The 25,619-nt window shown below is 69.4% G+C and carries 18 protein-coding genes and 2 tRNA genes; 10 read left to right on the top strand and 10 right to left on the bottom strand.

Annotated features, from left to right (window positions below):
* The first annotated feature begins 55 nt into the window (after window positions 1-55).
* Entirely contained in the window at window positions 56-1,402 is a 1,347-nt protein-coding gene (gdhA, locus tag ACQFZP_RS13175) for an NADP-specific glutamate dehydrogenase (RefSeq protein ID WP_211891630.1), read from the top strand.
* Between the two features lie 31 nt (window positions 1,403-1,433).
* Here gdhA and ACQFZP_RS13170 read toward each other — a convergent pair whose 3' ends face one another.
* The gene (locus ACQFZP_RS13170) at window positions 1,434-1,886 is read right to left on the bottom strand and encodes a globin (RefSeq protein WP_249312489.1); all 453 of its coding nucleotides are present in this window, start codon (window positions 1,884-1,886) and stop codon (window positions 1,434-1,436) included.
* Window positions 1,886-2,812 (bottom strand): mechanosensitive ion channel family protein, encoded by a 927-nt coding sequence (locus ACQFZP_RS13165; RefSeq protein WP_104311413.1) that lies wholly within the window; start codon window positions 2,810-2,812, stop codon window positions 1,886-1,888. The genes ACQFZP_RS13170 and ACQFZP_RS13165 overlap by 1 nt, the downstream gene beginning before the upstream one ends.
* A gap of 89 nt (window positions 2,813-2,901) precedes the next feature.
* Between ACQFZP_RS13165 and ACQFZP_RS13160 the strand changes: the two genes are divergently transcribed.
* A complete protein-coding gene (locus ACQFZP_RS13160; RefSeq protein ID WP_104311414.1) occupies window positions 2,902-3,387 on the top strand; it encodes a glutathione peroxidase in 486 nt (161 codons plus the stop codon).
* Between the two features lie 68 nt (window positions 3,388-3,455).
* On the opposite strand, the gene pepN is transcribed toward ACQFZP_RS13160, so the two are convergent.
* Window positions 3,456-6,011 carry an aminopeptidase N gene (gene pepN / locus ACQFZP_RS13155; RefSeq protein WP_211891629.1) on the bottom strand — a complete coding sequence of 852 codons (2,556 nt, stop codon included), beginning with the start codon at window positions 6,009-6,011 and terminating at the stop codon, window positions 3,456-3,458.
* Window positions 6,012-6,092: 81 nt separating this feature from the next.
* On the opposite strand from pepN, the gene ACQFZP_RS13150 reads away from it, so the two are divergent.
* From ACQFZP_RS13150 to ACQFZP_RS13140, 3 genes are read left to right on the top strand one after another with little or no spacing between them, the layout of a single operon-like run.
* Window positions 6,093-6,701, top strand: a complete 609-nt coding sequence (locus ACQFZP_RS13150) for a DsbA family protein (protein ID WP_167516612.1) — start codon at window positions 6,093-6,095, stop codon at window positions 6,699-6,701.
* A complete protein-coding gene (locus ACQFZP_RS13145; RefSeq protein WP_104311417.1) occupies window positions 6,701-7,246 on the top strand; it encodes a ribose-5-phosphate isomerase in 546 nt (181 codons plus the stop codon). The genes ACQFZP_RS13150 and ACQFZP_RS13145 overlap by 1 nt, the downstream gene beginning before the upstream one ends.
* Window positions 7,239-8,201, top strand: a complete 963-nt coding sequence (locus ACQFZP_RS13140; RefSeq protein WP_179557478.1) for an Fpg/Nei family DNA glycosylase — start codon at window positions 7,239-7,241, stop codon at window positions 8,199-8,201. The genes ACQFZP_RS13145 and ACQFZP_RS13140 overlap by 8 nt, the downstream gene beginning before the upstream one ends.
* Window positions 8,202-8,236: 35 nt before the next feature.
* On the opposite strand, the gene ACQFZP_RS13135 is transcribed toward ACQFZP_RS13140, so the two are convergent.
* The gene (locus tag ACQFZP_RS13135) at window positions 8,237-13,669 is read right to left on the bottom strand and encodes an SCO7613 C-terminal domain-containing membrane protein (protein ID WP_211891628.1); all 5,433 of its coding nucleotides are present in this window, start codon (window positions 13,667-13,669) and stop codon (window positions 8,237-8,239) included.
* Between the two features lie 138 nt (window positions 13,670-13,807).
* Window positions 13,808-14,470, bottom strand: a complete 663-nt coding sequence (locus tag ACQFZP_RS13130) for a DUF6891 domain-containing protein (protein WP_211891627.1) — start codon at window positions 14,468-14,470, stop codon at window positions 13,808-13,810.
* Window positions 14,471-14,580: 110 nt separating this feature from the next.
* Between ACQFZP_RS13130 and ACQFZP_RS13125 the strand changes: the two genes are divergently transcribed.
* A complete protein-coding gene (locus ACQFZP_RS13125; RefSeq protein WP_104311421.1) occupies window positions 14,581-15,030 on the top strand; it encodes a GNAT family N-acetyltransferase in 450 nt (149 codons plus the stop codon).
* Window positions 15,031-15,133: 103 nt separating this feature from the next.
* Window positions 15,134-16,558 (top strand): DUF2252 domain-containing protein, encoded by a 1,425-nt coding sequence (locus ACQFZP_RS13120; protein ID WP_211891626.1) that lies wholly within the window; start codon window positions 15,134-15,136, stop codon window positions 16,556-16,558.
* A gap of 111 nt (window positions 16,559-16,669) precedes the next feature.
* Here the strand turns inward: ACQFZP_RS13120 and ACQFZP_RS13115 are convergent, their stop codons facing one another.
* Complete coding sequence (locus ACQFZP_RS13115) at window positions 16,670-18,301, bottom strand: Mur ligase family protein (RefSeq protein WP_211891625.1); 1,632 nt, start codon at window positions 18,299-18,301, stop codon at window positions 16,670-16,672.
* A gap of 217 nt (window positions 18,302-18,518) precedes the next feature.
* Window positions 18,519-18,595 (bottom strand) — tRNA-Pro (locus tag ACQFZP_RS13110).
* Window positions 18,596-18,737: 142 nt separating this feature from the next.
* On the opposite strand from ACQFZP_RS13110, the gene ACQFZP_RS13105 reads away from it, so the two are divergent.
* A tRNA-Gly gene (locus tag ACQFZP_RS13105) sits at window positions 18,738-18,811 on the top strand.
* Between the two features lie 70 nt (window positions 18,812-18,881).
* Here ACQFZP_RS13105 and ACQFZP_RS13100 read toward each other — a convergent pair.
* The gene (locus tag ACQFZP_RS13100) at window positions 18,882-21,956 is read right to left on the bottom strand and encodes a DEAD/DEAH box helicase (RefSeq protein ID WP_211891624.1); all 3,075 of its coding nucleotides are present in this window, start codon (window positions 21,954-21,956) and stop codon (window positions 18,882-18,884) included.
* A gap of 58 nt (window positions 21,957-22,014) precedes the next feature.
* Window positions 22,015-23,124 (bottom strand): winged helix DNA-binding domain-containing protein, encoded by a 1,110-nt coding sequence (locus ACQFZP_RS13095; protein WP_211891623.1) that lies wholly within the window; start codon window positions 23,122-23,124, stop codon window positions 22,015-22,017.
* A gap of 93 nt (window positions 23,125-23,217) precedes the next feature.
* Here ACQFZP_RS13095 and ACQFZP_RS13090 point away from each other — a divergent pair, with 93 nt between their 5' ends.
* Both ACQFZP_RS13090 and ACQFZP_RS13085 read left to right on the top strand, forming a co-directional pair.
* The gene (locus ACQFZP_RS13090) at window positions 23,218-23,595 is read left to right on the top strand and encodes an ArsR/SmtB family transcription factor (RefSeq protein ID WP_104311426.1); all 378 of its coding nucleotides are present in this window, start codon (window positions 23,218-23,220) and stop codon (window positions 23,593-23,595) included.
* A gap of 16 nt (window positions 23,596-23,611) precedes the next feature.
* Window positions 23,612-24,097: an SRPBCC family protein gene (locus ACQFZP_RS13085; RefSeq protein WP_104311427.1), complete on the top strand. Its 486-nt coding sequence runs from the start codon at window positions 23,612-23,614 to the stop codon at window positions 24,095-24,097.
* Window positions 24,098-24,175: 78 nt separating this feature from the next.
* Here the strand turns inward: ACQFZP_RS13085 and ACQFZP_RS13080 are convergent, their stop codons facing one another.
* On the bottom strand, window positions 24,176-25,615 hold the full coding sequence (locus ACQFZP_RS13080; protein WP_104311428.1) for an MFS transporter: 1,440 nt from the start codon (window positions 25,613-25,615) through the stop codon (window positions 24,176-24,178).
* Between the last annotated feature and the right edge of the window lie 4 nt (window positions 25,616-25,619).

Below are 25,619 nucleotides of genomic sequence, written 5' to 3'. Positions count from 1 at the left end.
GAGTCTCTCGCTCCGCATCCGCGCACCCACGTGCGCCTCACCCCCGGAGGACCCCATGGACCGCAGCATCGACAGCCTCAAGACCGCGATCTTCGCGAGGAACGCGGGCGAACCGGAGTTCCATCAGGCGGTCACCGAAGTGCTCGACACGCTCGGCCCGGTGCTCGACCGCCACCCGGAGTACTTCGAGCTCGCGGTCATCCATCGACTGAGCGAACCGGAGCGGCAGATCATCTTCCGAGTGCCGTGGGTCGACGACAACGGTCACGTGCAGATCAACCGCGGCTACCGCGTCGAGTTCAACTCTGCGCTCGGCCCGTACAAGGGCGGGCTCCGGTTCCACCCTTCGGTGAACCTCGGCATCATCAAGTTCCTCGGCTTCGAGCAGATCTTCAAGAACGCGCTCACGGGCATGCCGATCGGCGGTGGCAAGGGAGGCGCGGACTTCGACCCGCGGGGCCGGAGCGACCGCGAGATCATGGCGTTCTGCCAGTCCTTCATGTCGGAGCTGTACCGACACATCGGTGAGCACACCGATGTGCCAGCCGGAGACATCGGCGTCGGCGGCCGTGAGATCGGCTACCTCTTCGGCCAGTACAAGCGGCTCACCAACCGCTTCGAGGCAGGTGTGCTGACGGGGAAGGGCATGACCTGGGGTGGATCGCTGGTGCGCCCGGAGGCCACGGGCTATGGGACGGTGCTGTTCGCGCAGGAGATGCTCAAGGCGACCGGCGATGACCTCGACGGCAAGCGGGTTGCTGTCTCCGGCTCCGGGAACGTCGCCATCTTCGCGATGGAGAAGGCGATCGCGCTTGGCGCGACGGTCGTCTCCGCGAGCGACTCCTCCGGAGCGGTGTACGACCCGAATGGCATCGACGTCGAGACCCTCAAGCAGCTGAAGCTCGTCGAGCGGAAGCGCGTGGGCGAGTACGTCGACCGTGTTGGCGGAACGGCGGAGGCTCTCGCGAGCCCGGCCGCGATGTGGCGCGTGCCAGTCGACATCGCCCTGCCGTGCGCGACGCAGAACGAACTCGACGGCGACGCGGCGTCAGCCCTGATCGCGAACGGTGTCCGCGTTGTCGCCGAGGGGGCGAACATGCCGTGCACGAAGGACGCCGCCGACCGGTTCCGCGCCGAGCCAGGGGTGCTGTTCGGCCCGGGCAAGGCGGCCAACGCTGGCGGCGTCGCGACGAGCGCGCTCGAGATGCAGCAGAACGCGCAGCGGGACTCCTGGTCGTTCGAGCACACGGAGGCGCGTCTCGCGGAGATCATGCGCGACATCCACACGCGCTGCAGCGAGACCGCGGAGGAGTACGGCAAGCCGGGCGACTACGTCCTCGGTGCGAACATCGCCGGCTTCTCGCGTGTCGTGGATGCGATGCTCGCGCAAGGCGTCGTCTGACCGACGCCCAGGGCAGACGTCGCAGCCGAGCTCAGGAGTCGGTCTCGGCTCCTGGGCTCGCCTCGAACGTGTTGACCATGGCGGTCGCGGCCCGGTCGAAGTAGTCGGTCATCTGCGCGCGGTGGATGGGGGAGAGCTCGAGCTGGTCCATGGCGGCGTGCATGTGCCGCAGCCAGTGCTCCCGAGCCTCCGGGTTGATGTGGAAGCCGTTGTGGCGCATCCGGAGCCGCGGGTGCCCGCGCTGAGCGCTGTACTCGCTCGGCCCGCCGAAGTACTGGGCGAGGAAGTGGCCGAGGCGCCACGTGGCACCCTCGAGGTCGTCCTGCGGGTACATGCGCCACATCAGCGGGTCCTCGCGGACGCCCTCGTAGAAGGCTGCGGCGAGCCTGTCGAACGCGGGCATGCCGCCGATCTCGTCGTAGAGGGTCGGCACGGCCGACGCGCCGCCGTCGGATCCGCGGAGGTGGATGGGGATGTTCGACATCAGGCGGTGCCTCCCGGGGTCGGCTGTCCGTCGGCCCCGTCGAGGACGATGGCCTTCAGCGACGGCAGGTTGATGTCGGCCGACTTGAGCGCGTCCTGCGTGCGGGCGCGGAGCTCGCGCTCCACTTCCCACCTGGTGCCGGGGCGGACGCGGATGGTGAGGCGAAGGACGACGGCGTCGGAGGAGATGGATTCCATGCCCCACATCTCGGGGGTGCCGATGAAGTAGTCCATCCAGTCCGGGTCTTCCGTGAGCTCCTTCGCGGCGTGCAGCATGACACGTTCGACGTGCGCGCGCGACGTCTCGTAGGGCACAGCGAGGTCGAAGACGATGCGGTTCCAGCCCTGCGAGAAGCTGCCGACGCGTTGGATCTCGCCATTGCGCACGAACCAGAGCGTGCCCTCGACGTCGCGGATCTGGGTGATGCGCACGCCCACCTTCTCGACGACGCCAGTGGCTTCCCCCATGTCGATGACGTCGCCGACCCCGAGCTGGTCTTCCATGACCATGAACAGGCCGTTGAGGACGTCGCCAACGATGCGCTGCGCACCGAAACCGAGACCTGCGCCGACCGCCGCGCTCAGGATCGACAGCGAGGCGAGGATGCCAGGGTCGATCTTCGCGATGATCATGACGATGAGGATGACGACCACGACGACGTTGACGATGTTCGTCAGCACGGAGCCGATGGTGCGAGTGCGCTGCACGGTGCGGACGGCAGCCAGAGGGGATCGGACCGAGAGCGCCTGCGTGTCAGTCACGCCGCGCTTCTTCTTGACGCCGCTCACGATCTGCTTCACGGAGCGGTCGATGAGCTTCAGCAGGATCCATCGGAAGACGAAGGCCCCGAGGATGTAGAAGACGATCGTGATGGGAACGTCGAAGGGGGCGAGCGCGGTCGTGAGGGAAGTCCAGAATTCTGCCATAGCGCATCGAGTGTAGGCGGATGCGCCTCTCCGTCTCGTGTGAGCGGCGTGCGAGGAATAGGCGAGTCGCGCATCCTGTTGCCCTCCGTATGAGCCTCAACGTGAACGACATCGAAGTCACCACCATCGACGGCGAGGCCAGGAAGCTCGCGGCGTATGAACCCGTGAAGCTCGTGGTGAACGTCGCCTCGAAGTGCGGCCTCTCCGGGCAGTACGAGAAGCTGGAGGAGCTGCAGCGTCAGTACGGCCCGCAGGGGTTCACGGTGCTCGGCTTCCCGAGCAACCAGTTCCTGCAGGAGTACTCGGACACCTCGAAGATCAAGGAGTACTGCTCGCTCACGTGGGGCGTCAGCTTCCCCATGTTCGAGAAGGTCAAGGTCAACGGCCGGTCCCAGCACCCGCTCTATGCGGAGTTGACGAAGACACCGGATGCGAACGGCAAGGCCGGCCGCGTCAGCTGGAACTTCGAGAAGTTCCTGATCGCCCGCGACGGCACGGTGACGCGGTTCCGCCCGACGACGGAGCCCGATGCGCCTGAGGTCGTGGCGGCGATCGAGGCTGCGCTCGCCGAGTAGGCAGCCGACACCGAACCCAGAAGAGGTCGCTTCCCAGCTGGGAAGCGACCTCTTCTTCGTGCACGGGACTACTCGGGCTGCGCGTCGCGCTCCTGGGCGGCGAGGGCCCGGACGACGCCGGCTCGCCCTTCGATGATCATGCGGCGGAACGCGGGGGCCGCGGCCTCGTTGTTGGCCAGCCACTCGTCGGCGGCGTCACGGATGCGCGCCGTCGCGAGACCCGCGGGGAAGAAGCCCTCGATGAGCGTCTCGGCGATCTGGAAGCTGCGGTCGGCCCAGATCGTCGAGATGTGACCGAAGTACCGGTCGACGAAGGGCTCGAGGAGCGCCTCGTCGTTGACCCGGTCGAAGCCCGCGACGGTGGCCCGCACGATGGCGTTGGTCGCGTCCGAGCGGTCCATGACGGATGCCCAGGCTGCTTCCTTGCCCTCGGGGGTCGGGAGTGCCGCGCGTGCGTGTGCAGCGCTGCGCTCCCCGTCGGCTGTGCGGTCGGTCTCGAGACGAGCCGCGATCTCGGCCTCGCCGGCGCGACCGCCGGCGACGAGCGCGTAGAGGAGCTCCCAGCCGAGATCGGTGTCGATCTCGAGTCCCTCGAGCGCGAACGTGCCGTCGAAGAGTGCGGCGACGGCGTCGAGCTGCGGCCCGGTCGCGGCGAGCGAGGCGAACGCCTTCACGAAGCTGAACTGCGCATCCGAGCCCGCCTCCGCCTGCTTCGCGAGCTCGAAGAGCTCGTCGGTGACGACCTCCACGATTTCAGCGCGGTCTTCCGGAGCCGTGTAGAACTTCGCGGCCGAGATGAGCTGGCCGAGCACCGTGCGACGCGTCGTCGACTCGGTCTCGGTGCCGATGACGCCGAGGACGGCGCGGATGAAGTCGCGTGCCCGCAGCTCCGCATCCCTCGTCGCGTCCCACAGCGAGCTGACGACCAGCGAACGTGAGAGCGGCGCGCGCAGCTTGGGCAGGTGCTGCTGCACGGTCGTGACCGAGTGCGCGTCGAGACGGATCTTGGCGTACGCGAGGTCGTCGTCGTTCACGATGATCAGGTCGGGGAGGGCTCCGCCGACGAAGCTCGGGACCTCGGTGCGCTCGCCGTCCACGTCCAGCTCGAAGCGGTGGATGCGGACGAGCTCGTCACCCTGCACGTTGTAGAGCCCGATGGCGAGGCGGTGCGGGCGGATCGTGGGGTGCTCGGCGGTCGCGGTCTGCTCGATCGCGAACGACGTGAAGTTGCCGTTCTCATCCAGCTCGTAGACGGGGCGCAGCGTGTTGACGCCCGCCGTCTCGAGCCACTTGGCGCTCCATTCGGTGAGGTCGCGGCCGCTCGTGACCTCGAGTTCGGCGAGGAGGTCGCGCAGCTCGGTGTTGCCCCACGCGTGCTTCGAGAAGTACGCGTTGATGCCGGCGAAGAAGGCGTCCCGGCCGACCCAGGCGAAGAGCTGCTTGAGGACCGAGCCGCCCTTGGCGTAGGTGATGCCGTCGAAGTTGACCTGCACGTCGTCGAGGTCGCGGATCTCGGCGACGATCGGGTGCGTGGAGGGCAGCTGGTCCTGGCGGTACGCCCACGACTTCTCGCTGGCGTTGAAGGTGACCCAGTTCTCGGTCCACTCCGTCGCCTCAGCGGTCGCGAGGGTCGAGATGAACTCCGCGAACGACTCGTTGAGCCACAGGTCGTTCCACCACTTCATGGTGACGAGGTCGCCGAACCACATGTGGGCCAGCTCGTGGAGGATCGTGACGACGCGGCGCTCGCGCACCGCATCCGCCACCTTCGAGCGGAACACGTAGGTCTCGGTGAACGTGACGCAGCCCGCGTTCTCCATGGCGCCAGCGTTGAACTCGGGCACGAAGAGCTGGTCGTACTTCGTGAACGGGTACGGGACCCCGAAGGCCTTCTCGTAGTACTCGAAGCCCTGCTTCGTGGTGCGGAAGATGTTGTCGGCGTCGAGGTTCGGCGCAAGCGACGTGCGGCAGTAGACGGCGAGGGGGATCGTGCGGCCGTCGATGGACGTGAGTTCGTCGCGCACCACCGTGTACGGGCCCGCGACGAGCGCGGTGATGTAGCTGGAGATGCGGGGCGTGGTGCCGAAGTGCCAGACGGCGCGGCCATCATCGATGGGCTGGGGCGCCTGCGATGGCTCGTTGGAGATGACCTGCCACGCGGCGGGCGCGGTCACGTGGAAGGTGAAGTTCGCCTTGAGGTCGGGCTGCTCGAACACCGCGAACATGCGGCGGGAGTCTGGTACCTCGAACTGCGAGTACAGGTACACCTCGCCGTCGGCAGGGTCGACGAAGCGGTGCAGCCCCTCGCCCGTGTGCATGTAGATCGCGTCGGCGTCGATGGTCAGCGTGTTGCGCTCGGCCAGATTCGGGAGCTGGATGCGCACCCCGTCGTTCACGGCCGCCACGTCGAGCGCCTCGCCGTTGAGCACGACGCTGTGCACCTGGCGGGTGATGGCATCGATGAACGTGGACGCGCCGGGAACCGCGGAGAATGTCACCGTCGTGATCGAACGGAACGTCTCAGGACCCGTCGTGAGGTCGAGTGCGACGTCGTAGTGCTCGACACCGAGCACAACTCCTCGACGCTCGACCGACTCAGCGCGAGTCAGGTTCTCTCCGGGCATTCCAGCTCCTTCGGGGTCAGGGGGCCCGGGTATTCCGGGCTTGCGGCGGCCAGCCTAGTCCTGCCGAGTAGGCTTATGCGTATGCCCGCACCGATCAAAGTAGATTTCTGGTTCGACCCGATCTGCCCATTCGCCTGGATGACCTCGCGATGGATCGACGAGGTCGCCCGCCACCGTGACCTCACCATCACCTGGCACATCATGAGCCTCGAGCTCCTCAACGAGGAGAAGGACATCCCGCAGTCGTACCGCGACATGCTGCAGGGCACGTCGCGCCTCGGCCGGGTCGTCGCCGGCGTCGAGCAGGACCTCGGCAACGAGAAGGTGAAGGCGCTCTACGACGCCCTCGGCACGCGCATCCACCCAGGCGGTCGCAAGGACCGCGACGCGGTGCTGGCCGAGGCCATCGCCGAGCTCGAGATCCCCGAGTCGATCGTCGAGCGCGCAGACGCCGGTGAGTTCGACGAGCGCTACCGCGCGAGCCACCTCTCCGGCATGGAGCGCGTCGGCGACGAGGTCGGCACGCCGATCATCGCCATCGACGGCGTCGCCTTCTTCGGCCCGGTCATCTCGCCCGCGCCGAAGGGCGAGGAGGCGCTGCGCCTCTTCGACGGCGTCGTCATGGCCGCGTCGGTCGACGGCTTCTTCGAGCTGAAGCGCAGCCGCACCCGCGGACCGGTGTTCGACTGATGCGGATCCACGTCGCCACGGACCACGCGGGACTCGAGTTCTCGCAGCAGCTGCAGGAGCACCTGCGCGAGCAGGGGCACGAGGTCGTCGACCACGGACCTGCCGAGTACGACGCGCTCGACGACTACCCGTCGTTCTGCATCAACGCGGCACAGGCCGTCGCCAACGACTGGGCGAACGGCTCGAAGTCGCTCGGCGTGGTCTTCGGGGGCTCGGGCAACGGTGAGCAGATCGCCGCCAACAAGGTGACCGGCGTGCGCGCCGCGCTGGCGTGGAGCGACGCCACGGCGCAGCTCGCTCGAGAGCACAACAACGCCAACGTCATCTCGATCGGCGCGCGGCAGCACGAGATCGCCGACGTGCTCAGGTTCATCGACATCTTCATCGCGGAGCCCTTCCCAGGGGAAGAGCGTCACCTGCGTCGCATCTCGCAGCTCGCCGAGTACGAGCAGACCGGCAAGATCGCCGGCAAGTCCGTGCTCGGTTCCGTTGGCACGGTCGTGCCGCCGATGGTGGAGTCGGAGACGCCGGCGGGGAATGCCTGAGGGCCACTCCGTCCATCGCATCGCCCGGCAGTTCACCGCGAACTACGCCGGTCGCGTGGTGGCGGCGTCGTCCCCGCAGGGCCGCTTCGCCGAGGGTGCTGCGGAGATCGATGGCCGCGAGATGGTCGAGACGTTCGCCGTCGGCAAGCACATGTTCTCGCGCTTCGACGGCGGGATCTGGCTCCGAGTGCACCTCGGCATCTACGGCGCCTGGGACTTCTCAGGCCAGGTGTCGACGACACTGGGCCAGACGGGCGAGTACTCGCGCAAGCGGCCAGGCGTGACGATTGAGGACTCGCGTGGCGAGACATCGCTGTCGAGCATCGGAGCCCCTCGGCGGACACGCCTCAAGATGGCGGAGGCCGAGCGTGAGCAGGAGCTCTCCCAGTGGCCGCCAGAGCCGGTTGGCGCGGTGCGGCTTCGTCTCCTCACGTCCGAGACCTGCGCGGACCTGCGCGGTCCGACCGCCTGCGAGCTCCTGACGGGCGATGAGGTGGCGGCCCGCATCGAGAAGCTCGGCCCCGATCCGCTCGTCGACCGTGGGGCGAAAGCGGAGGCACGGTTTCTCGAACGAGCGAGGGGCAAGCGGACGCCGATCGGCATCGTGCTCATGGATCAGCAGATCGTGAGCGGCATCGGCAACGTCTACCGGGCCGAGATGCTCTACCGGGCGGGCATCAACCCGCACACGCCGACGTCGCAGCTGACCGACGAGCAGCTCAGGGAGCTGTGGCGCGACTGGACGAAGCTCCTCAAGATCGGCGTGGAAGTCGGTCAGATGATGACCATCGACGGGCTCCGAGGCAAGGCGAAGGCCGCGGCTCTCGAGAACCGTGAGGATCGGCACTGGGTGTACGGACGCGCGGGGGAGCCGTGCCGGGTGTGCGGAACACCCATCGCGCTCGGCGAGATGCAGGCCCGCAAGCTCTACTGGTGCCCCGGCTGCCAGCTCTGAGGCCACGCTGAGCCCTCAGGCGACGGCGACTGCCGTCACCTGAGGGCGCTGATCGACGCCGCCGCGCGCTTGGCGTCGCGCAGTCGTGCCTCGTACGTCGTGGCGATGACGACGAGCACCGTTCCTGCCAGCGCGAGCCACACCCACCAGGGGATGACGTCGGCGACGACGGCGAGCTGCTGTCGGAACGCGGTGACTGCGTGCAGCACGGTGATGATGGCGCCGAAGACGAGTGGCGCCTGCAGGCGCCTGGTGGCGCCCCAGACAGTGATGCCGACCGCGAGGAGCCCGAGCGCGATGAGGCGCCACGGCGCGGGGTCTGCGAACTGGGCCAGGTAACTCGGCACAAGCAGCAACACCAGGCCGGGCGTGAGGGCTGGCCAGCTGCGCAGGGTGGGGCGCTTCACGAGGAAGAACAGACCGCCCGCCAGCAACGTGGCACCGAGCGGGGCGGTTGCGAGCTCCAGCCAGGGGATCGGGAACTGCGTGCCGAGCGCGCCTGCGGTCGCGACGAGGGTGGCAGCTGAGAATGCGAGGACAGGCAGGCGCAGCGGCGGCTGGGCGCCAGGAACGGCGTGCGCGGGCGCAAGCGAGGGCAGGAGCTCCGGGCGGAGCAGCGCGACCAGCGTGAGGCCGCACAGCGCGACGACCCACGTCAGCGCGAGCTGCTGGTTGTTCTCGACGACACCGCGCAGGATGCTCGGGAACGCGGAGAGCACGAGCGACGCGATGGCGACGGGCACGAGCACCGTCGCGGCGAGCGCGGCGAGGCGCGGATTCTCGAGCTGCTGCTGCCGCCGCCAGAGTGCGCTCGCGAAGATCAGCACCAGCCCGGCGGGAAGGACTCCCCAGATCGGCAGCGTGATCGGGGTCAGCGGGCCCTCGGCGGCGAGCACGAGGGCGGGGCCGAGCACGGTGGCCGAGATGGCCGAGCCCACGCCGAGGGCGTTCGCCGAGGCGCGCATCCAACCGGCGACTGGAACGATCGCGCACACGACGACGAGTGTCAGCGTCAGCACCGAGAGGGCCAGCTCGGGGACAGTCAGGGAGAGGATGCGCGAGGTGTCGCCGTCGCGCGGCTGCGAGACGGCGGCGAGCGCGCCCGCGCTGAGCCAGACCCCGGGAGCCGCGGCGAGCCAGAGGAGGCTCTCGACGCTCGAAGCTCGCGCCTCGTCGGCGCGCCTGCCGACCTTCGCTGTTGCGATGCCTGCGGCGAGGAGCACGAGGAAGGCGCCACCGAAGGCCACGAAGATGGATGCGCCGTCCCAGTTCGCCAGCACCTCCCAGACCCACGCGAGCGCGAGCACCGGCACGCCGAGGTAGCGGAGCAGCGCATAGGGCGACCTGGCACCGAGCTGCGTGCTCGCGACGACCGCCGTCACCGCGACGAGCGCTGCCGCGAGTGGCAGCGGTGTCCAGCCGTCGAAGCCATCGGTGCGGCTCGCGGCGGCTGCGCTGGGGGCGAGCACGGTGCCGAGCAGCGCGGTCACGAGGCCGAACGCGCGCAGCGCGATGCCGTCACCTCGACGCGTCTGCTGCGGCGCCAGCAGCACGCCCAGCAGCGCGGTGAGCGCCCCGAGGACGCCAGCGGTGGCAGCGAGCTGCACCGGTGTGGCGCTCTCGAAGCCGACCAGCTGGACGTGGTGGATGAGCATCCAGGACCCGAGCACGCCCGTCGCGTAGCTGGCGAGTCTCGTGAGGAGGCGCGTCTCCGAGAACGTCCGGACGACGACGACCGCTGCTGTTGCGATGACGCCGACGAGCAGCGACGTGATTCCGGCTTGCTGCTGGACCCAGAGACTGGCCGCCTCGGTTGGCTCCCAGATCGCGATGGCGAACCCCTGCGAGGCAAGCGCGAGGAAGCTGACGAGCGCGATGCTCGCGCGGCCGACGCCGGTGAGGATCCGGGTCGGGAGGCCGGCGGCGAGGAGCCCCGCGAGCAGCCCGAGCCCGAGCAGGAGGAGTCGGCCGTCGAACCGCGTGGTGAGCAGGAGCGCGACGGTGAGGGCCCCGCTGAGCGATGCGACCATGGCGAGGAGCAGCTTGCGCCTGGACCGTGTCGTGTCGGCAGACCAGACGGGGCGAAGCAGCAGCCAGGTCACGCCGCTGACGAGCAGGACGCAGGCCGTGAGCCAGATCAGCGCCTCGGCACCGGGGAGCAGGCCCGTGAGCAGGCCGTCCCGGTTCGCCTCACCTCGAAGCTTGGCCCCGAGGTGCGACAGAGCCGACAGCACGGCGACGCCGACGGAGACGGCGCTCAGCGAGATGAGCAGCGGGCGCGCGTGGGCCGGGATGCCGAGCGTGCTGGCGGACGCGGCGACCGCCAGGGCGACGGCGGCTCCGGCGAGGAAGTAGGCGAGTGCGTTCGCGGTCGTGTCACCCGAGGCCACGGCAGGGGCGACGGTCGAAACCGCGAGACCGCCGGCCAGGATGTACGCGGCGGCACGCGCGGGTTCGCGTGCACTGCGGGCGCGGCCGAACCACCAGAGCAGCAGGGCGGCGGCGGCGAGCGGGATTCCGGCTGGCAGGTGGAAGCGGTCGGCGGTATCGATGCTTGGGGTGCCGATGGCGAACACGTACCACGCAGCGGTGAGGAGTCCGACGCCGATCCAGGCCAGGAACGCGCGTCCCCTGGCTTGGAACAGCCCCGACGGGGCGATCGCCAGCAGGACGGGAACGGTCGCCGCGATCGCGATCGTCCCGGCAACGTACTGAGCGCCTGCTGGCTGTCCGAGCGCGCCCGTGAAGGCTGGCGTACTCGCGAGCGCTACGACGGCGACCGCAGCGACGGCGAGCTCGGCGGGAAGGACACGGGACGAGAGTGCGCCGCGGAGCCTCGCGACGAGGGTGCCTCCGGCGACCAGGAGGCTGGCGACGACGCCGAGCGACGCGGCGACGGCCGGAAGGGGCGAGGCCACCACGAATGCGGAGGCGAGCGCTCCCAACGTCGCCCAGAGGGCTGGCACCATGGCTGGGAGGAGCGGCGCCACCGCTGGCACGTCGTCGTCCTGCCTTCGGCGCAGCGCTACGACGCTGATCGTGGCGACGAGCAGGGCGCCGAGTGCGGCTCCCACGTACCAGAGCGAGCCGAGAGGCGAGGCGGAAGTGGTCAGCAGGGCGTCGCCGTCAGCGCGATTCGCCGCCGCCCGGACGATCGCGAGCAGGACGAACGATGCCGCGAGGGTCGGGATCGCCGCCGAGTAGGCGAGCAACGTGCGCTCGGCCGAGGCGAGCCACGGCCTGGGGAGGAGGATCGCGGCGGTGAGCAGGAGCGCGATGCCGAGATACGCGCACGTGACGGCGAGGTTCGTGCCGAGCACGTCGGACGAGCTCCAGGCATCGTGTGCGAAGGCCACGAGCAGCGGAACGGCGAGCAGCTGCAGGGCCGTGAGCGCGGTGAGTACCGGCCGGAGTGCCGAGAGGCTCGTCGGCACGGAGAAGCGCAGGCAGAACGTGAGCGCGGCGGCAGCGACGAGGGCGGCGGTCTCGAACGGGGCTGCCGCGAGCCCCGGCAGGATCGAGGCGAGGATGCCAGCTCCGGCGACGTACCGCAGGGTGACCAGCAGCCCGACCCGGTGCGGGTCGTCCTGCGGAGCGGCTGACAGGTTCCGCGCAAGCAGCGCGGCACCGATGACTGCCGCGGCGGCGATCGCCAGGTTCGCGATGGTGACGCCGAAGGGTCCAGGGGTGCTGGCGGCGGCGCACAGTGCGAGGAAGGACCCGGCTGCAGTGAGCGCGGGCGTGAGGCGCTGGAGTCGCCCGGGGGCGAGCAGCAGCAGGCCCGCCGCGAGAGCGAGCCCGACCGCGCCGCTCGCTATGGCCCACCAGGTTCCGCCTTGCGCGCCCGCGAATGCCTCTGCCATGCCTGCCTGGTCGGCGCTGACGAATGCCAGGAGGGCGCGGAGGGGGAGCACGTCGAGTGCGAGTGAGAGGACTGGGACGACGGCTGCGCCGACGGTGGTCCAGCTCCAGGCGGTGACCGCTATCTGCACGGACGAAGCCGTCGACTCGGCGGAGTTGGCGAGCCGAGCTCTGAGGACCTGCCCGGCGGCGAGCGCCACCGGGATGAGTGCCAGCGAGAGCGCCAGCCTCACGGGGCCGGTGAAGCTCAGCGGCACCGCGCCGAGGGCGAGCGCGGAGAGGACGCCGAACGCGACGAGGAGGGTGCGGCCGCCGAGCGCACCGCGCTCGCGGCTGACGAGCCAGGCGAGGAGGGCGGCGGAAGCGGCCGCGATGACGAACAGGACTGCGTAGCCGAGCCATGGGTCCTTGCCCGTTGCCGCGGCCGCGCCGGAGAGCACGCCCGCGGCCAGTGCGACGACGCCCATGACGGACAGGATCCAGCGTTCGAGCGAGCGCGGTGTGGCTGCGCTGAACGCGTCGGCGGTGGGCGGATGCGGCCCGGCGGTGGTCGGAGGCGACTGCTTGACCCGCAGGAGCACGTGGAGGGCGGAGGCGGCGCCCGCGAGGACGAGCGCGAGCACGAGTCGCTGGACGGGGGAGAGCGCCGCGGAGGTGGCGCCGGCCACGGTGAGCGCGATCGCCGGCAGCACGGTGAGGCTCGCCGCGATACCGGGGGCTCGCAGGTGTGCGAGGCGATGCCACGTCTCGAACGCGGCTGTCGCGACGAGGAGCCCGACGCCCCAGTACAGCGTCCCGGGCACACGGCCGGCGCCGAAGAGCCCCGTCGCCTGCACAGCCCAGACGTCGAGGACCACGAGGACGATGCCGAGCGCGGCGATTCCCTCGGCGGTCGCCGAGAGCTTGCGCCGCTTGAGGATGCTCGCCGTGGCGACGACCGCCAAGGTCACTCCTGCCGTGATGGCGGCCTTGACCTCGACGCCGAAGACGACCCAGGCGAAGGTGAGGAAGACGACTGCGGCGATGCTGAGGAGTCCGATGCCGAGCACCAGCAGCAGGAGCTGCACGCTGGAACGTCGGGGCCGCTGCGGTTGGTCTGGATGCGTTGGGGGCATGCGCTGCGCGGGCGGTGCCTGGCCGGCTGCAGGAACGTGGGCTTCGGCCCAGCGATCGGCCGGAGCCTGCTGCGGTCCGGCGGTCGCCTCCGCCCCGAGGTGCCCTGCGGCGCCTCCGAGGAGCCGCGCGTGGTCGGCCGCGAGGACCGCTTCGCTGGCCTGAGCTCGCCCCTGCCGCTCGCTCTCGAGACGGCTCTGCTCCGCTCGTGCCTGCTCAACGCGGAGCGCCGCGGCCGCCTTGGCCCGGGCTTGCTCGCCGGCCGCGACGATGAACTCGCCGCGGGCGAGCAGCGGTTCGCGCGCCTGCGCGCCGAGGTCGAGCAGGTGGCCGATGACGGCAGGATCGCGGGTGAATCCGCAGCTCGGGCAGGAGGCGCCTGGAGCCCCGTAGGTCTCGAAACACGACGGGCACTTGCTCGGGTCGGTCAGATCGCCGAGCGTCTTCGGGAACCGTGGCCTCTGGGCTGGTCTGCCCGCTCCTGCGTCAGTCACTCTGCGTATCCCCCTGGGTCGTCTGGCCGTCAGCCTAGCGAGCGCACCGCCGGAATGCCGGTTTTCAGACAGGGGTTGGGGAGGAGGTTCCCGCAGGAATGCAGCCCGTGGTTGCCGGGGCCGAAGGTGGTGCGCCGGTCAGGCGCTGACGAGCGGGAGGCGCTTTCGCCAGTTGCTGATCGACACCGAGATGCGGCTCGAGGGCTCTTCATCCCAGTCCACAGCAAGGCTGTTGCTGCGCATCGTCGCGACGATCAGGCGCCCGAGCTGGCGCTCAGCGTCAGCACGCTCGTCGGCCGTCCCTGCGTCGTGCGACGCGAAGAGCCCGAATGCGAGGAGGAGCTGCGCGTCGTCGCCGGCGAGGCGTTCAGCGTCCTGCTGGTGGAAGAAGACGTACCCGCTCTGGGCTTCCGTGAGCTTCTCGCCCTCGATCTCGGCGTGTCCGCAGTTCTGGCAGCAGGCGAAGTTCATGCGGGCGACGACACCGGCTCGCTCCAGGTCGGCGAATGCGGCACGGAGCTTCTCGTAGTCGCCCTCGCTGGACCAGTCGCGCTGGCAGTCGGCGAGGTCATCCCAGGTCGCGGTGACGATTCGCTCGATCTCGTCGGCGCGGACGGGCAGCGCTTCATCCTCAGCGAATGAGCCTGCCGTCTCGAGGGCCTCGTCGAGAGACACGAAGCCGGGACGGATGAGCTCGACGGTCTTGGCGCGGAGGGTTTCCCGCGGGTTGTGAACGCCGTGCGGCTGGTGCTCGGCCTGGGGTGTGGTCGAGGCTGGGCGGAGGTACTTGAACAGATCCACGGCGGAGACTCTACGTCTCCGGGGCGGGTACGTCCAACCGTGAGCTGTTCAGGGTCCCCTTCACGCCTCTTCGACTTTCGCATGCGGCCGTGGAGGCGGAGACTTGCGGCATGACTGACTGGAATGTGCGCCCTGTGACGTCCGCTGACGAGCCCCAGTGGCGCGAGCTCTATCGGGGCTACCGTGAGTTCTACGGGGTGCCGGCCGACGAGTCGAAGTTGGATGTGGTCTGGTCCTGGCTCGGTGACGAGGCGCACGAGACGCACGGTTTCGTCGCGGTCGACGAGCAGGGACGCCTGGGCGGGCTTGCACACGTGCGCCGCTTCGCTCGCCCGTTGTCTGCGACGACGGGGCTGTACCTTGATGACCTCTTCACCTCGACGGCGGTTCGCGGAGGCGGCGCCGGGAGGGCGCTGCTGCTGCACCTCGGCGACTATGCGCGGGAATCCGGCTTGAGCGTCGTGCGCTGGATCACCGCGGAGGACAACACGACGGCGCGCCGCCTGTACGACGCGGTTGCTGCAGAGACGTCGTGGGTCACCTACGACATCGTGTCGTGATGGCTCTCGGGGTGGAGCCTGCGTCTTTCGGCGTTCACTGAATCGCGAGACACTGTGCCAGACCGGGCTCCAGCTCGACGCTTCGACGAGGAAGGCCACCCCGATGCCGACACATCTCAGCCGCCTGCAGCGTGACCGCGCGCCGCGCCCGAGCCGTGACGAGCTCTACGCGGCGGGCAAGGCGCTCCGCAAGACGCAACCGCACGTCGAGCATGCCATCTTCGTCGCAGGAGAGCGCGACCCGAAGGCAATCCTCGCCGAGCAGAACGCGGCGAGACTGCCCGATCTCGTGCCGCTGCGCATGGGTCGGATGCTCGAGCGCCCCTTCACGTTCTACCGGGGTACTGCCGCGATCATGGCGCACGACCTCGCGCAGGGCGTGAGCACGGGCATCCAGGTCGTGGCGTGCGGCGATGCCCACCTCAGCAACTTCGGACTCTTCGCCTCGCCCCAGCGCACGCTCGTGTTCGACCTCAACGACTTCGACGAAGCGGCGTCAGCACCGTGGGAGTGGGATCTCAAGCGGCTCGTCGCGAGCATCGTCGTGGGTGCCCGCGACCTTGGGCTGACCGAGGAGAAGACGAGGAAGGCGGCGAGGAAGACGGCGGCCGCTTACCGGGAGGGGATGCGTGAGATGGTCGGCCACTCGGCGCTCGACCGGTACTACCTTCGGCTCGACACGGACGTGGCGCACCCGTCGTTCCGCACGGAGGCGCAGGATGTTCTCGCGAAGGCGACGAAGAGCGCGAGGAAGCGCACGTCCCAGAAGTTTGTGGACAAGCTCACCGAGCGGGCGGCCGACGGGACGCGGCTCATCGTGGAGAACCCGCCCGTGATGACGCACGTCCCCCCGGAGTCGGAGGCGCGCGTCGAGGAGCTCTTCGAGCAGTACCGCGCCACGGTGGGCACCGACGTGGCGTTCCTGCTCGGCAACTTCACGCTCACGGACGTCGCGCGTAGGGCCGTCGGCGTCGGCAGCGTCGGCACGCGGTGCTTCATCCTGATCCTGACGGGGCCCGCGGGTGAGGCGCTGGTACTGCAGGTGAAGGAGGCGCCGGCGTCGGTGCTCGAGACCTACGGGGACGTCGACCCGCGGCGGCTCCTGCAGGCGCGGACGCGCGCCGAGTACGACGAGCTCGGCGAGGGGTACCGGGTCGTGAGCTGCCAGCGCATCCTGCAGGCCGTCTCCGACCCCTTCCTCGGCTACCTTCGCTTCGCGGGCGAAGATGGGATCGAGCGCGACTTCTACGTCCGGCAGTTCAGGGACATGAAGGGTTCGGTCGAGCTCGAGCAGCTCACCCCGTCGGAGTTCTCCAAGTACGGCGAGGCATGCGGGACGATCTTGGCCCGTGCGCACGCGCAGAGCCCGATCGCCCCCATGATCGCCGGCTACCTCGGCAAGAGCGGGTCGTTCGACGGGGCGATGGCGGAGTGGGCCGTCGGCTACGCCGAGCAGTCCGCCCTCGACTACGCGGAGCTCCTCGCGGCCCGAGACCGGGGCGACTTCGAGGCTGTCTCCGACCGCTAGGGTGCCCCGGGTGCCCGGGCGGGCTGGCCTCGCGGGGGTGCAGACCTGGGCTTCCCGCATCCACGAGCTGCGATTCGGATGCAGGAGGCCCAGGTCTGCGACGGAACGAGGCTAGGAAACGCGCTGCGTGCGTGAGGCGCTGTCCGCATCCACAGCCGTGAAGGCGGCGGGTGCGCCCTGCTGCTGCAGCCAGCCGTGCTCGCGCAGTGCGCTCGCCGCCGCCTCCCTGGCGGAGTAGGGGACGATGCGGCCGTCGACCTCGACATCAGCCCGATGGCCGTGGCCGCCGATGAAGATCAGGTCGCCGACCTCCGCCATCGCGATGGCGTGGTTGATGCCGGTTGCCGAGTCGGCGATCTCGTACAGTTCCCGCTCGGGGAACTCCGCGCGGATCGTCTCGACGAGCGTGCGGCGGATGTCGTCCGGGTCTTCCGTGCGCGGGTTGTAGTCGGTGACGATGACGACATCCGACTCCTCGCTTGCGGCGCGGGCCATCTCGGGCCGCTTGCCCTTGTCGCGGTCCCCGTCTGCGCCGAAGATCATGAAGAGTCGGCCTGGCGTGAAGGGGCGGAGCGCGTGCAGCACGGCGCGGAACGAGGCCGCCGTGTGGCCGTAGTCGACGTAGACGCGCAGCTCGGAGTCGCCCGACACGAGGTCGAGGCGGCCGGGGACAACCGGGTGGAGGCCGTCGGTGGCGGCAAGCGCTTCGCGGATCTCGTCGAGGGAGGCGAGTCCGGCGCCGATGGCGGCCACGATCGCCAGCGACAGATCGAGGGCCGTGAAGGCCCCCGGCAGGCCGATGCTGGAGGTGAGCTCCTCACCGTTCGGTCCGCGAAGGGTGAAGTCGGTGCGCTCGAGGCCCTCGGCGTCGATGTGGAGCAGCCAGTCAGCGATGTCCGCGCCCTCCGCCGTGTCCCGAGCGACCGTGACGACGGGGATCTGCGCCTCGCGGGCCGCGCGACGACCCCACTCGTCCTCGACCGCGATGACGCCGCGCTTGGCGTGCCTGGGGGTGAAGAGCGTGAGCTTCGAGGCGAAGTAGTTCTCGAGCGTGCCATAGACGTCGAGGTGGTCCTGCGAGAGGTTCGTGAAGATCGCGCTCTCGAAGGGCAGACCGTCGACGCGGGCGCCGTCGAGCCCGTGCGAGGAGACCTCGATTGCCGCCGCCTGCACGTCGTCCTCGGTCATGCGGGCGACGAGACCGTGCAGGTAGTCCGACTCTGGGGTCGTGAGGCGGCCGGAGAGGCGGGTCTCGAGTCGCGCGTCGCCGACGATGCGCTCGACGGTTCCGGAGAGGCCCGCCTTGAGGCCGAGCGAGAGGAAGAGCGCGTGCAGCAGGTAGCTGGTCGTCGTCTTGCCGTTGGTGCCGGTCACGGCGAAGAGCGGGGGAGCTGTGGTATCGGTTCCGAAGACCGTCGCGGCGGCGATGCTCATCACCGCGCGCGGGTTCTCGACGACGATGGCAGGAAGCCCGTGCTCGGCCGCCAGGGCGGCCCCTGCCGAGTCGGACAGGACGGCGACGGCTCCGGCGCGCACGACGGCGGGCAGGAACTCGGCGCCGTGCCGCTGTGCGCCGGGAATGGCGACGTAGAGATCCCCGGGTCGGATGCGACGGGAGTCGCTGGACACACCGGTGACCTCGACGTGCGCGCTCGCCGCGGAGACCGACCCACCGGTCGCGTCAGCGACCGCCGTGAGCGGAACGGAGTGCGGGCTGTTGGGGCGGGCCAGGTCTGACTGCAATGGTGTTCCTCTCGGAGTGCGCTGGGGCGCCGCGGATGGCCTTCACTGCAACGCCTCGGCCGCCGACGGTGCGACGAAGCCTCATCACGCCGACGTGCAGATAACAGGAAGATAACGACGATCCATATGTGGACCACCCGGCATGCATGTGAGGCGTCTATGAACGGCACATGAGGGGAACGCGAAAGGCCCCCTCGAGAGGGGGCCTTGGCGGGTCTGGTCGGGGTGACAGGATTCGAACCTGCGACTTCCCGCTCCCAAAGCGGGCGCTCTACCAAGCTGAGCTACACCCCGGTGCCGATCGCTCGGCGAACCGCAGGTAATGCTACCGGACGCGCGGGGTGTCGCAGACCACACGGCCCGCTGCGACGCGCGGGGCGGGGTGCGAGTTCACGGACAACTCCAACATGCGGTAGCATTCTCTTCGTCCCGATTCGGGGCTGTAGCTTAGTGGTAAAGCCTCTGTCTTCCAAACAGATGATGCGAGTTCGATTCTCGTCAGCCCCTCCAGCGAAATCCCGGTCAGCCCACGCAGGGCTGCCGGGATTTTCTCGTCGGTGCTCGCTTCTTCCCGGACGGCCTACACCAGCAGGTCTCGGATGTCATCGGCGGAGAGCTCGGTGCTGAAGAGCTCGTCGTCGTCGATCACCGCATCGAAGAGCCTCGCCTTGCGCTCCTTGAGCGCCATGACCTTCTCCTCGATCGTGCCCTCGGCGATCATCCGGTAGACCATGACGCGTCGCTGCTGCCCGATGCGGTGCGTGCGGTCGATGGCCTGCTCCTCGCTCGCGGGGTTCCACCAGGGGTCGAGCAGGAAGACGTAGTCGGCCTCCGTCAGGTTCAGACCGAAGCCGCCCGCCTTCAGGCTGATGAGGAACACGGGGGCCGTGCCCTCCTTGAACGAGGCGATCACGTCGGCCCGCTTCGTCGTCGTGCCGTCGAGGTAGACGTACGGGATGCCCTGGGCCTCGAGGCGTGCGGCGACGAGCTTCAGGTAGGAGGTGAACTGGCTGAACACCAGCGCACGGTGCCCCTCGGCGGCGACATCGGCGAGGTGCTCGAGGAGGGCATCGAGCTTGCTCGACGGGACGTCTCCCGGTGCCATGCCGTCGAGCCCGGCGTGTATGAGCGCGGGGTCGAGGGCGAGCAGTCTGAGGAGCGTGAGCGAGCGGAACACCGTGAAGCGGTTCTTGTCGAGGTCCTCGAGCAGGCCGAAGAGCTTCTGACGCTCCCGCTGCAGGTAGAGGTCGTAGAGCTCGCGGTGCTCCTCGCTCAGCTCGATGAACAGCGTCTGCTCCTGCTTCTCCGGCAGCTCGGGCGCGACGCGCTCCTTGGTGCGGCGGAGCAGGAAGGGGCGGATGCGCGCGCGGAGTCGTGCGAGCCGCTTGGCCCGCACCTCGGCGCTCGCCGGCTCGCTGAGGCCCGCGCCGACGCCCTCGCTCACCCCCTGCCGCTTGCCCTCGATCGTGCGCACGTACTCCTCGCCGAATCGTCGCGCTGAGGGGAACAGGCCGGGGGCGGTGATGGCGAGCAGCGCGTGAAGCTCGGTGAGGGAGTTCTCGAGCGGGGTGCCCGTGATCGCGAGCTTGAACGGCACCTCCAGCTCGCGCGCGCACTCGCTGACGAGGGAGTTCGCGTTCTTGACGAACTGTGCTTCGTCGAGCACCAGGCCTGACCATCCCGTCTCCTCGGCGACGGCGCGGTAGGCCTCGAAGTCGAGGCGGAAGAGCGCGTAGCTCGTGACGACGATGCTCGCCCCGGCTGCGACATCGGCGATCCGTCGGCCCGAGGAGGCCTGCGTCGCATCGACGATGCGCGTCACCAGCTCTGGGGTGAACCTCGCCGCCTCCGAGGCCCAGTTCGCGACGACGGACGTGGGTGCGACGACCAGGAGCGGCGCGGGCTCGTGGCCCTCCGGCGCCTCTTCGCGTGCGTGCTGTGCAAGCGCGAGCGTCTGCAGCGTCTTGCCGAGCCCCATGTCGTCGGCGAGGATGCCGCCGAGCCTGTTCCGCCAGAGGAACGCGAGCCAGTCGAGGCCCTCCTGCTGGTAGGGGCGCAGCTCTGCCCGGAGTCCGCGGGGAGGGACGATGCGTGACGGGGCGTCCTCCTGCAGCTCGCGGAGCAGCGCCCGCCACTCCACCGCCGGCTTGGCCTCGTCGGCAAGGTCTTCGAAGTCCGACCAGAGGCTCGCGTGCCGCCGGCTGATCTGCAGTCGGTTCGGCTCCCACTCGTTGAGCCCCTGCGCCTCGCTGATGAGCTCGCGCAAGGGTTCGAACGCCGGATGCTTGAGGGAGAGGTAGCTGCCGTCGATGAGCAGCAGCCTGGGCCTGCCGAGGGCGAGCGCCTTGAAGAGCTTCGTGAACGGGATCACCTTGCCGTCGACCGTGACGGTCACGCCGAGGTCGAACCAGTCGTGCCGTTCGGTGGGCACGGTCGTGACGGTCAGGTTGGGTGCACCGTGGAGCTCGCGGTACTGGGGCGGAGTGCCGACGGTCTCGACGCGGATGCCGGGCAGAGCCTCCAGGCGAGGCAGTGTTTCGGCGGCGAAGCGAGCCGCGTCGATCTGCGTGAGCGTCACCCGCGCGGGCAGGGAGCCCGGCTCGTCGACGTCTTCCGGCATCCAGTCGCGCGGCAGCAGGCCCTCGTCGATCACGGAAGAGAGTGCTGGCGGCGTTGCTCGCGATCGGGGGTTCGTCCACTTCCAGCGCAGCTCCAGGCTGTGCCTCGGGCCGAACGTGGTCGTGAGGACGAGCTCGGGTGGCGCCGGTTCGGGGATGCGGACCGACGCGTCGGTGCTCCCCAGTCGCAGGTGCGCCGCGAGCTCAGGCAGGTGGGCCGCTTCGAACTCTGCGGCATCGGTGCTCGGCACCGTGAACCGCGCTCGGTGCGCCCTGCCCGGCTCCAGCAGAGCGAGTTGCGCTTGCGTGAGACGCGTGTCGCTCGGCGCGAGGCGGATGCGGTCGGGGTTGTCAGCATCGAAGGCGTAGACGCCGTGGTCGCCGACCGGTCGTGCCGTGTCGAAGTCGGCGGGCGCATCCCCGATGAGGAGGAGCGGGGCGACGTCGAGGCCGTCCTCGGTCCTGCGGGCGTCCAGCGTGAGGTTGGATGAGCGCTCGAGGGTGATGCTGCCGCGCTTGCCGGTGCCCACGAAGGCGACGTCGAGGCCGACGGCTTCCCCCAGCATGGTCCACATGACGGGACTCGTCGCCTCGTCCAGGAACACCCACTCGCTGTCCTGGCCTGGCTCCGCGGGTCGCGCCGCGCGGTGCAGGGCGAAGAACTGCGCGAACCAGGCCTGGTGCCGCGGGTCGAGGTCGCGGCGACCGCGGAGGTGCTGCAGCTTCGCCCACGTGAGGTCGCCCTTGACCCATTTGCCGCGAACGCCCTGCATGACGGGCCGCACGCCGAGGCGCAGCTCGTCGAGCCCGACGCCGGCGCCACGTTCGCCCGTGAATGCTCGGCGCGACGTCGGCCCGTTCCAGCGGTACATGGTGCGGGGGATGAGCTCCCGCACCTCGAACTGCAGCGCGAGGGGCACCACCCGCTCGTGCGGCGCCGCCTGTGCGGCCGCGTCCGCGGCACCCGGCTGCTCGAGGAGCCGCCCGAGCGCGGTCCGCCACGAGGCTGGCGCTTTGGGCTCACTCGGATGGGTCACCGGTGCAGTCTACGAACCACCACCCCCATCGGTGTCGTCGGGGGACGTCCTGGGGCTCTTACGGGGTCGCCTCGAAGGTGCCCTCCACGCCGAGGAAGGCTGCGTAGCGGTCCACCTGCGCTGTGATCTCACGCACCGCGGTCGCCGAGAAGCCGTCCGCGAGCGGCGTCGCGACCACGTTCGTCTTCGTTGCCGTGGTCTTCCTGGACCACAGACCGACGCACGTGCCGGAGCGCACGACTGTCGATCGGAACATCCCGTTGCCGCCCGGCACGATGAGGTCGGCGTGATCGGGATGCACGCTCGCCGAGCGGTCCTGGTAGCCGAGGATCCACTCGTCGAAGCCCGGAAGCAGCAGTGTCGGGGCGCTCTTCGGTCGCTCCCGCGCATCCAGCACCGCCGCGTCGGCGAGGTGGTGCGTTCCGTCGAACTGCACCCCGGCCAGCGAGTCACCCAGCTCATCGATCGCCGACCTGAGCGTGGTGAGCGGCAGCTTGCACCAGTACTGCAGGTCGGCGAGCGTCGCTGGGCCTTGACCGCGCAGGTAGCGCTGGACGAGTTCGCGCACCGCGGCGTCGTGGTCCAGGGTCACTGGGTTCGCGATCCATTCGGCGCCGAGGACCAGCTGCTGCTCGGTGCCCGTGAACGGACCGTAGACGAGGGTCGTGTCGAGCGACAGCATCCACAGGAGGTGCGCGCCGCGCTGGCCGCCGGTCGAGATGCCGTCACGTTCCCAGGCGGCGAAGAGCTCGGCGCGCGTGAGGCGTCGGGTCTCGCCGCGTGCATCCATCTCGGTGTGCAGCGAGTTCCGGGCGGCGTTCTCGGATGCCGCGTCGATTCCCAGGTCCTGGTGGCGCTTGCGCATGGATGCGCGTGCGCGGTCGGCCGTCAGCGGCTGCAACCAGGGCAGGTCGCGTGCGGGCACGACGTGCAGCGTCCCCCGCAACGGCCAGCAGCGCACGACCTCTCCGCGGTCGAAGCTCGCCCGGACCTCGCCGATCGTCGATCCGGAGCGGAGTCCGAGCGACCAGAGCGCGCCTGGCAGGTCCTGTCCCTGCATGGCGAGCAAGCGCTCCGCAGTACCCGCGACCGTGAGGCGATCGCCCGTGAGTGCCTGCGCGCGCTGGCGCAGGCCGAGCAGCTGCGCGCGCGTGAGTTCCTTGGTCATGACGTCAGTCTGGCGGATGCGCCCGGCGGACGAGGGAGCTGCACAGCCGGTTTGCCTTGCAAGAGTTGCGAGTCAGGCGTAACGTGCAACCAAATGGTTACACGACAGCTCAGCGAGGACGACGTCAGCCGCATCTTCCAGGCCCTGGCCGATGCGACGAGGCGCGACATCCTCACGCGCGTGCTCCGCGAAGAGCAGTCGGTGACGAGCCTCGCGGAGGCCTACGCCATGAGCTTCGCGGCCGTGCAGAAGCACGTCGCCGTGCTCACGAGGGCGGGCCTCACACAGAAGCGCAAGCAGGGGAGGGAGCAGCTCGTGCAGGCCGACAGCGCCACGATCGCCAGGGCGACGCGGCTCCTCGAGTCCTACGAGCAGCTCTGGCGCGACCGCAGCTCCCGCATCGACGACCTGCTCGCCGACGACGACCAGACCGGAACACCCACCGCGCGCGCCGATGCCGGCGAGCAGTGATCGAGAGGAAGAGACCATGCCCGTCATCTCCACGCAGAAGGACGCGGATCAGCTCACGCTGACCGTGGTCACCGAGCACGCCGCGACGCCGGAGCGGGTCTGGCAGCTCTGGGAGGACCCGCGCCAGCTCGAGCGCTGGTGGGGCCCACCGACCTGGCCTTCGACGGTGGACGAGTTCGAGTTCGAGCCGGGCGGCCGGGTGTCCTCGCATATGACCGGCCCCGACGGCAGCACTGCTGGCGAATGGTGGGAGTTCGTCAGCATCCAGCCTCACCGCACGCTGTCGTTCGACAACGGGTTCGCGCACGATGACGGCTCCCGGAACCTCGAGCTGCCGGTCATGCGCTGCACCGTCACGATCGAAGGTCACGGGAACGTCACCCGCATGACCACCGTCTCCGTGTTCTCATCGCCCGCTGACTTCGACAGCATCCTCGAGATGGGGATGGCCGAGGGCATGACGGAGGCGATGGGCCAGATCGACGGGGTCCTCGCGAGCTGACGCATCCGCCGTGCGACAAAGCGGCGCGCGTAGGGGCATCGAGCCTCCACGCGCGCCGCTCGGACGTGCTGCTCTCGCCTACTTGTTGATCTTGCCGACGAGGTGCTCGCCCGCGGCGACGCGTTCGGAGTCGTCGCTGCCGGGGATGACGTTGCCGCGCAGCGAGCGCCCGGCGGTCTCCTTGAAGGTCAGCACCGAGATGAGGCCGATGAGGCCCGCGCCGGCGAGGTAGAAGCCGGGGATGAGCACGTTGCCGGTCTGGTCGATGAGCCACGTGTTGGCCGAGGCCGCCGTGCCGCCGAAGATCGCCGTCGAGATGTTGTATCCGATCGCGAACCCCGAGTACCGCACCGCGGTCGGGAACAGCGCTGGCAGCGTGGAGGAGATCGTCGAGATGATCATCACCAGGAACAGGCCCAGGATGCCGAGTCCCGCGATCTGCGCGATGAGCGATCCGGTCTGGATGAGCATCACCGCTGGCACCGAGAACACCGTGAAGCCGATGCTCGCGGCGATGAGCTGCGGTTTCCGTCCGATGCGGTCGGAGAGCGCGCCGAACGGCACGATGACGGCCATCATGAGCAGCTGGATGACCACCAGAGAGAAGGTCGACTCGGCGGTGCTCTGGTCGAGCGTCGTCGACAGGTACGTCGGCATGTAGGTCAGCACGAGGTAGAAGGCGACGTTGATGAGGATCACGAAGCCGAACAGCTTGAGCACCTGCATCGGGTAGTTCTTGAGGAGCGACACGAGCGCGCCGATCGCGGACTGCTTCTCGCCCGGCTGCTGCGCGTCGTCGACGAACGTCTCGGACTCGCTCAGGTGGCGGCGCATCCACAGGGCGACGAGGCCGAGGGGGAGCGTCAGCAGGAACGGCAGTCGCCACCAGCCTTCGAGCATCCCGTCGTCGCCGACGATGAAGGCGAGCGTCGTGCACAGGATGGCGGCGGCGCTGGCGCCCGCGAGCGTGCCGAACTCGAGGAACGAGCCGAAGAAGCCGCGCTTGTCGTCAGGAGCGTGCTCCGACATGAAGATGGCCGCTCCCGCGTACTCGCCGCCGGCGGAGAAGCCCTGCAGCATGCGGAGCAGGATGAGGAGGATCGGCGCTGCGAAGCCGATCGAGTCGAAGGACGGCAGGAGCCCGATCGCGGCCGTCGAGAGGCTGATCATGATGATCGTGAAGACGAGCACCTTCTGGCGCCCGATGCGGTCGCCGAGCGGCCCGAGGACGATACCGCCGAGCGGGCGCACGAGGAACGACACGGCGAAGGTCGCGAACGTCAGGATGAGGGCGAGCGCGCCGCCCTGATCGTCGCTGAACGTGAAGAACAGCTGCGAGACGTAGATGGCGAGGTAGCCGTAGATGCCGTAGTCGAACCACTCGATGGCGTTGCCGATCGCGGAACCGGCGACTGACTTTCGTGCGGTCTTGCGCTGGATGGGGGTGAGGTCGATCTCGCGCGTCAGGGGCGCAAGGGTGGCGCTGTGGCCCCCTTGGTTGGACTGATCAGAGGACATGGGG

Origin of the sequence: Pseudoclavibacter sp. Marseille-Q434, assembly GCF_050315415.1 — a bacterium.
In the GTDB taxonomy this organism is placed as follows: Bacteria; Actinomycetota; Actinomycetes; order Actinomycetales; family Microbacteriaceae; genus Pseudoclavibacter.
This window is presented reverse-complemented; position numbering and strand designations above follow the sequence as displayed.